The organism is Fodinibius salsisoli, assembly GCF_026229185.1.
Lineage (GTDB): Bacteria > Bacteroidota > Rhodothermia > Balneolales > Balneolaceae > Fodinibius > Fodinibius salsisoli.
Window position 1 is genome coordinate 283,978 of record NZ_JAGGJA010000008.1, and the last position, 8,010, is coordinate 291,987.

The window sequence follows — 8,010 nt, forward strand, 5'->3', positions numbered from 1 at the left end:
TTAACAGTATAAATTCTGTTGTTCTAATTAGTCTATGTGTATTTCAAGGCCAAGACCCATCATCTCGCGCAGCAGTACCTTAAATGATTCAGGTACATCGCCCTCAGGCAAGTTCTCGCCTTTGACAATGGCTTCATACACGCGTGATCGGCCTTTAACGTCATCACTTTTAACAGTGAGCATCTCTTTGAGGATGCTGGATGCACCGTAAGCATACAGTGCCCATACCTCCATCTCACCGAGACGCTGACCACCGAACTGAGCTTTACCACCCAGCGGCTGTTGCGTAATAAGTGAATATGGTCCAATGGATCGTGCATGCATCTTATCCTCAATCAGGTGGTTGAGCTTCAGCATGTAGATATAACCCACGGTGGTCTTTTGGTCCATTTGCTCACCAGTACGGCCATCATAAAGTCTGACCCGGCCATCTTTAGGCAGACCAGCTTTTACAAGCTGCTCTTGAACCTGTTCCTGAGTAGCGCCATCAAAAATGGGGGAAGCAAACTTCACACCCATCTTCTTCGCAGCCCATCCCAGGATGGTCTCATAAATCTGGCCAAGGTTCATTCGTGATGGTACACCCAGTGGGTTCAGGCAAATATCAACAGGAGTACCGTCTTTCATATACGGCATATCCTCAACCGGAACCACTTTGGCGATCACACCCTTATTACCGTGTCGGCCGGCCATCTTATCACCAACCTGAAGCTTACGCTTCTTGGCTACATAGACTTTAGCTTTCTGGATAATGCCAGGTGGCAGATCGTCTCCAACCTGGATCTGATACTTACGTCGCTTGGCTTCAGTATCGATTTCTCTTCGCAGATCTCGATAATTACTAAAGAGCAGACGTACATGTTCTACCAATTCATCATCGGTAGCCCATTGAATGTTTTCATTAATTCGTACGGGATCAAGCTCTTCAAAATCAGACTTTCGGTATTTTTCTCCTTTCGGAATCAATTCCACGCCGTTAAAGTCGTAGACACCCGGCGAAGTTTTATCGCGGAGCAGGCTGTAAAGGTTATCAACCATTTTGCTGTTTAGTTCGTCCACCTTTTCGGCATGACGCTCATTCTCCAGCTCAACCTGTTTCTTCTCCTCTTTTCGGGAAATCTGCTCATCACGCTTACGGCTAAAGAGCTTGGTATCGATTACCGTTCCGGAAACACCCGGTGGTACTTTCAATGAAGCATCTTTAACATCGCCGGCTTTGTCACCGAAAATAGCACGGAGCAGTTTCTCTTCCGGCGTCGGATCCGTTTCGCCTTTAGGCGTAATTTTACCGACCAGAATGTCACCCGGATTAATCTTAGCACCCGTTCGGATGATTCCATGCTCGTCAAGATTTCTGGTAGCATCTTCACTTACATTGGGAATCTCGCGGGTCAGCTCTTCTTCACCACGCTTGGTGTCGCGAACTTCCTGTTCAAATTCTTCAATGTGGATAGAGGTGTACATATCATCCTGTACTACCCGCTCACTAACCACAATGGCATCTTCAAAGTTATAACCTCTCCAAGGCATGAAACCAACCAACAGGTTACGTCCAAGGGCAAGTTCCCCTTGATCCGTAGCACAACCATCAGCCAGTGTCTGACCTTTAACAACCTTATCACCTACTTCTACAATAGGCTTCTGGTTGATCGTGGTACTTTGGTTAGTCCGCTCAAATTTGGTCAGGTCATACTTTTTAACACCTTCATCAAAGTAGCAGTTTTGCTCCATTTCCGTACGTTCATATTGTACGTGGATTTCTTTGGAACTTACATAAACTACTTCGCCATCTTTCTCTGCGGTGATGATCGCACGGGAGTCTTTTGCTGCGCGATATTCAAGACCTGTTCCTACTACAGGGGCTTCAGGTCGAAGCAGTGGTACCGCCTGACGCTGCATGTTAGATCCCATCAAAGCACGGTTTGCATCGTTGTGCTCAATAAACGGAATCAAAGCAGCGGCAACCGAAGTCAACTGGTTGGTAGAAACATCCATATACTCAACCTGTTCCGGCTTGGCCAAACCAACTTCTCCATCACGGAAACGAGAGAAAATATTGTCATTCTTAAACACACCGCTTTTTTCAAGAGGCGCATTAGCCTGAGCAATAATGGTCTCATCCTCTTGCTCGGCAGAAAGGTATTCAATTTCCTCTGTGGCTTTACCTTCTTCAATTTTACGATAAGGCGTTTCGAGGAATCCGAAATCGTTCACCTTGGCATGCACACAGAGTGAGGTAATCAAACCAATATTTGGCCCCTCAGGAGTTTCAATTGGACAGAGACGGCCATAGTGCGTATAGTGGACGTCACGAACCTCAAAACCGGCTCGTTCACGGGTCAGGCCTCCAGGCCCTAATGCCGACATACGACGCTTGTGGGTCAGTTCCGCAATCGGATTGGTCTGATCCATAAACTGTGACAGCTGATTCGTACCAAAGAAAGTGTTAATGACGGATGAGATGGTCCGTGCATTCACCAGATCTTGTGGCGTCAACTGTTCAGCATCGCGAGAGTTCATTCGCTCTTTAATGGTACGCGACATACGCGCTAGGCCAATAGAAAACTGCTGACCCAACTGTTCACCGATAGTACGCACACGACGATTGCTGAGGTGATCAATATCATCCACCTGAGACTTCATATTCTTAAGGCGAATCACCTCTTTAATAATGGCCACAATATCTTCTTTCACGAGATATCGGGTGTCCATATCGACATCGATCTTCAACCGCTTGTTAAGCCGATATCGACCAACTTCACCGAGATCGTACTTTTTGTCACTGAAGAACAGCCGTTCTAATACCTGACGGGCTGTTTCTGGGTCAGGCATTTCACCAGTACGAATCTGCTGATAAATTTCGCCCAAGGCAGATTCCTCATCGTGCGTTGGATCTTTACGGAGTGTATTCATAAACACATCCCGCTCGGAGTCTTCCGGCGACATTTGCTGAATACGAACTTCTTCTACTTCAGCTTCTTGCAACAGACCGTAATCATCTTCTGTGAGCTCATGGTCAATCTCTAACAGTACATTTCTGCTCAGAGCCTCTGTTACTTCGCCGGTCTCATCATCGACTACTTCTTCCATTTTTTCTTCGATAATATCGACAGCAAGGCGCTCACCAACGATATTGTCGTTATAGTTTTTCTTCGAACCAACCTTAACCTTCTCGGAGAGTTCAAAGAGGCTGTATAACTCTTCATCCGTTGAATAACCGAGGGCACGCAGTAAGGTTGTAAAGGGAACCTTCTTTTTACGATCGATATAGGCCCACAATACATCGCGAATATCCGTAGAAAACTCGATCCAGGATCCTTTAAATGGAATGACACGCGCATTATACAGCTGTGTGCCATTAGGGTGTACGTTCTGACCAAAGAAAGCTCCTGGTGAACGGTGCAGCTGACTTACGATAACCCGTTCAGCCCCATTAATAATGAATGTACCGCGTTCGGTCATCCAGGGAAGGTCCCCTAAAAAGACTTCCTGCTCAATGGTTTCCGTTGTTTCATCATCGTCATCAACAGCGGAAAGGCGGATCTTGGCTTTCAGGGGGACAGCATAGGATAGACCACGATCCTGGCACTCCTTCATGCTATATTTTGGAGTGTCTACGCTGTAATACAAAAATTCCAGAATATGGGTCTCACGAGAATCCTGGATTGGGAAATTGTCTTTAAATATCTTTTGCAGCCCTTGTACCTTTCGGTCTTCAGGAGCTATATCCAGCTGGGTAAAATCATTAAATGACTGTAACTGAATATCTAAAAAATCAGGATAGTCAAGTACATGTTCCGTGCTGGCAAATGTTAAGCGGTCGGTGAAAGGGATTTTCTCCATGTTACTTTGTGTACTCAAAGGAACCTCTCCTTTAAAATTAATTAGATGGTGATGAGCCAAATTTGCCGCTTCTAAAACTCACTTTTTACAAAGTGGAGGTAGCATGCAAATAGACGCCAATAGCCAATACCGTTAATACGATATTGGCTAATGACAAATTGTGTTTGTTGATACCTAATTACTTAAGCTCAACTTCAGCACCGGCATCTTCAAGCTTAGACTTCAGGTCTTCTGCTTCAGCCTTGTCAACACCTTCCTTAACGGGATTTGGTGCATTGTCAACAAGTTCTTTGGCTTCTTTGAGACCAAGTCCTGTGATGCTTCGAACTTCTTTAATAACGGCAATCTTCTTGTCGCCGGGGCCATTAAGAATAACGTCGAATTCCGTTTGTTCTTCTTCGCCACCGCCTTCGCCGCCACCAGCAACAACAGCAGGTCCTGCCGCAGGCTTGATGTCATATTCTTCTTCAAGAACGTTAGCGAGTTCGTTTGCTTCTTTTACTGTTAAATTGACTAATTGTTCAGCTAAATCTTTAACGTCAGCCATGTTATTTCTCCGATTGATCTTTGTGAATTGAAAATTCGTGTGTAATTATATTGTAGATATTATTCGCCTTCTTCGGCGATGGTTTCAACGGCTCCGGCAATCGTTCGGCCGGGAGCTTCAAGTGCACTAACCACGTTAGAAACAGGTGCAAGCAGAAGCCCGACAATATCGCCGATAACTTCGCTCTTGGATTTCATTGCAGCCAAGGTATCCAGCTCTTCCTCACCGTAATAGTCTCCATCGATGAGGGCAGCTTTAAACTTAGGCCTCTCTGTTTCTTCAAATAATTTTTTAATCACTTTTGCGGGTGCAGCGAGCTCTTCTTCTACAAAGGCAAAACCATTTTGTTCAGCTAAGTGTGGATACAAATCATCATACCCTCCCACTTCTTCCATGGCTCTTTTCATCAAGGTGTTTTTATACACTTTATACTTGATATCATCTTCATAGAATTTGCCACGCATATCGTTGACTTCCTGTACAGACATTCCCGAATAGTTGGCGATATAAAGCGCACCAGCCTCATTCAGGTTTTCTGTAATTTCATCAACAACTGCTTTTTTTTCTGCTAATGTTGCCATATCAGTTTGCGTGTTTTAGAACTTCTATACAGAAATTACGGATGAACGACTTAATGCTATGCTGGGTCCCATCGTGCTGCTCATAAACGCACTTCTGATATATAATCCTTTAGCAGAAGCGGGTCGGAGCCGCAGAACCTCTTGTAAAAATCGCATAGTGTTTTCGCGTAACTCACTGGCGTCAAAACTGGCCTTTCCAACTGATGCGTGCAGAATTCCATATTTATCTACACGAAAATCAATCTTTCCGGCTTTTGCTTCTTTGACAGCCTCAGCCACGTCATTAGTTACCGTTCCACTTTTCGGATTGGGCATAAGTCCACGAGGGCCTAAAACACGGCCAAGCTTTCCTATTTGTCCCATAACATCCGGAGTGGCAACAATAACATCGACATCAGTCCATCCTTCTTCAATTTTTTCGATATACTCTTCAAGACCTACATGATCTGCTCCGGCCTCTTCAGCTTCCTCCTGCTTAGCTTCGCTTACCAAAGCTAAGACGCGAACTTCCTTACCGGTGCCGTGAGGCAAGGTAACGGATCCACGTACCATCTGATCGGCATGCCGGGGATCAACTCCCAGGCGAAGGTCCAGATCGACGGATTCATCAAAATTTGCTGATGAGGCTTTTTTCACAAGATCACAAGCTTCCTCCAGAGTATATTCCAACTCGGGATCAATGAGCTTTGCGGCCTCTTGGTATTTTTTTCCTCGTTGTGCCATAATGTGTTTAAACCTTCCTATTTATCTCTTAGCACTCGAAGCCCCATACTTCGGGCAGTACCTGCAATCATTTCAGCAGCGTTTTCTACCTCAAAAGCATTGAGATCCTGCATTTTCTGCTCTGCTATCTCTTTGCACTGGGTCCATGTTACCTGGCCTACCTTCGTACGGTTAGGCTCTCCGGAACCGGATTTAATCCCAGCAGCTTTCTTTAGCAATACTGCAGCAGGTGGAGTCTTTGTTATGAAAGTGAAAGACTTATCCTGATACACCGTTATTTCAACCGGAATAATAGTTCCGGCATCTTCTTGGGTAGCAGCATTAAAAGCCTTACAGAACTCCATAATATTGATTCCAGCCTGACCTAAAGCAGGTCCGACGGGTGGCGCAGGATTTGCCTGACCGCCCCGAATCTGGAGCTTAAGTACTTGATCTACTTTTTTTGCCATTTGAATTTACTGCTTATACTTATCTGTTTGTTGCCGCGTAATAGCTCACTTTTGCATCAAGTGATTTTAAATGTGGTTAAGTTGCAGGTTCTACCTGGTTCACATCAACTTCAACCGGGGTCTTTCGACCAAAAATACTTACAAGAACACGTAGCTTAAGTTTTTCAGTATTAACTTCTTGCACGGTTCCGTCAAAATCTTTGAATGGGCCATCTATGACTTTTACGATATCACCTTCGTCATAGGGAATTTCAATCTTACCGCCCTCTTCCATCATATCTTCATTATCCTGCACTCGGCCTAAAATTCGATTCACTTCGGCCTTTCGTAGTGGCTTCGGTACATGCTGGGTCTTTCCCGTCTTCAGAAAACCTATGGTAGACGGAGCCCCCTGAATGAGGTTATTCACCTCTTCATCATACAGGGTTTTCAGCAAAATATAACCGGGAAAAAAGTTTTTCTCACGTGTTCGCTTTTTTCCTGAACGAATCTCAATAACAGTCTCAGTAGGTATCAACACCTCACTGATCTTGTCTTCCAGCCCCTGCATTTCGATCTCACGATCCAAATACCGCTTCACCTTCTTCTCGTGACTGGAAAAGACACGAACTACATACCATTTATACTGATCGTCGTCTTGTGTCATTGATAAAGTGTCTCTAAAATCGTGCTATATACTTGATCTACTGCGAAAATAAATCCAGACAGGAGGATAGTAAAGATGACCACCACTATGGTATAGTCAACCAGTTCATCTTGGTCTGGCCAAGAGACTTTCTTCATCTCTTTGCGGACATCTTCTAAAAATTGCTTAATCTTATCCATGAGTTAATAATCAGTTCTATACTTGCACGGGTGGAAGGACTTGAACCCACAACCTTCGGTTTTGGAGACCGCTGCTCTGCCAATTGAGCTACACCCGTATATGCCAAGAGAATAGATCCAACCGAACCTATTCTCTCAAACAATTTTAAGAGCTAAGTACTTTTTAGTACTTATTCAATAATTTCAGTTACCACGCCGGCGCCGACGGTGCGGCCTCCTTCGCGGATCGCAAATCGCAACCCTTCCTCCATGGCTACCGGCTGGATCAACGTCACGTCCATCGTTACGTTGTCGCCCGGCATCACCATCTCTACGCCTTCCGGCAGCTGGCAGCTGCCCGTTACGTCGGTCGTACGGAAGTAGAACTGCGGGCGGTAGCCTTTAAAGAACGGCGTATGACGGCCGCCTTCGTCTTTGCTCAGCACATACACCTCGCAGGCAAACTTCGTGTGCGGGGTAATCGAGCCGGGAGCACACAGCACCATTCCGCGCTGCAGGTCTTCCTTGTCGATCCCACGCAACAGGATACCGGCGTTATCACCAGCCTGCCCTTCATCGAGCATGCGGCGGAACATCTCAATACCTGTCACTACGCTTTCCAGCGGGTCTTCTACAATACCTACAATCTCAATTTCATCATTCAGCTTCACTACGCCACGCTCGATACGACCCGTCGCCACCGTTCCGCGGCCGGTGATAGAGAAAATGTCTTCTACCGGCATCAGGAAGGGCTTCTCCACATCACGCTCGGGGGTAGGAATGGTTTCATCAACCGCGTCCATCAGATCCAGGATCGCTTGCTCATGCTCTTCCTCGCCTTCCAGGGCCTTCAGGGCGGAGCCTTTAATCACGGGAATATCGTCGCCGTCAAATTCATAGTTACTCAGTAGCTCCCGGACTTCCAGCTCGACCAGTTCAATCAGCTCTTCGTCGTCAACCAGGTCGGTCTTGTTCATAAAGACCACAATCTGGGGCACCCCTACCTGGCGGGCCAGCAGGATGTGCTCGCGGGTCTGCGGCATCGGGCCGTCAGTGGCCGCTA

Annotated in this window: 8 protein-coding genes and 1 tRNA gene; all 9 read right to left on the reverse strand. The window is 46.1% G+C overall.

What is annotated here, in order from left to right; all coding sequences use genetic code 11:
- Positions 1–27: 27 nt before the first annotated feature.
- Positions 28–3,843, reverse strand: coding sequence for a DNA-directed RNA polymerase subunit beta (gene rpoB / locus J6I44_RS13560; RefSeq protein WP_350356708.1), 3,816 nt, complete (start codon positions 3,841–3,843; stop codon positions 28–30).
- A gap of 178 nt (positions 3,844–4,021) precedes the next feature.
- Complete coding sequence (rplL, locus tag J6I44_RS13565; RefSeq protein WP_265766689.1) at positions 4,022–4,390, reverse strand: 50S ribosomal protein L7/L12; 369 nt, start codon at positions 4,388–4,390, stop codon at positions 4,022–4,024.
- Between the two features lie 59 nt (positions 4,391–4,449).
- The gene (gene rplJ, locus J6I44_RS13570; RefSeq protein ID WP_265766690.1) at positions 4,450–4,971 is read right to left on the reverse strand and encodes a 50S ribosomal protein L10; all 522 of its coding nucleotides are present in this window, start codon (positions 4,969–4,971) and stop codon (positions 4,450–4,452) included.
- Between the two features lie 24 nt (positions 4,972–4,995).
- A complete protein-coding gene (rplA, locus tag J6I44_RS13575) occupies positions 4,996–5,694 on the reverse strand; it encodes a 50S ribosomal protein L1 (RefSeq protein WP_265766691.1) in 699 nt (232 codons plus the stop codon).
- Between the two features lie 17 nt (positions 5,695–5,711).
- Positions 5,712–6,143 carry a 50S ribosomal protein L11 gene (gene rplK, locus J6I44_RS13580; protein ID WP_265766692.1) on the reverse strand — a complete coding sequence of 144 codons (432 nt, stop codon included), beginning with the start codon at positions 6,141–6,143 and terminating at the stop codon, positions 5,712–5,714.
- A 76-nt stretch (positions 6,144–6,219) separates the two neighbouring features.
- Positions 6,220–6,789: a transcription termination/antitermination protein NusG gene (nusG, locus tag J6I44_RS13585; RefSeq protein WP_265766693.1), complete on the reverse strand. Its 570-nt coding sequence runs from the start codon at positions 6,787–6,789 to the stop codon at positions 6,220–6,222.
- Complete coding sequence (gene secE / locus J6I44_RS13590; RefSeq protein ID WP_265766694.1) at positions 6,786–6,968, reverse strand: preprotein translocase subunit SecE; 183 nt, start codon at positions 6,966–6,968, stop codon at positions 6,786–6,788. Before secE ends, nusG begins: the two co-directional genes overlap by 4 nt.
- A 25-nt stretch (positions 6,969–6,993) precedes the next feature.
- A tRNA-Trp gene (locus J6I44_RS13595) sits at positions 6,994–7,066 on the reverse strand.
- Between the two features lie 72 nt (positions 7,067–7,138).
- On the reverse strand, positions 7,139–8,010 hold an 872-nt coding region (locus J6I44_RS13600), incomplete at its 5' end, for an elongation factor Tu (RefSeq protein WP_265766695.1).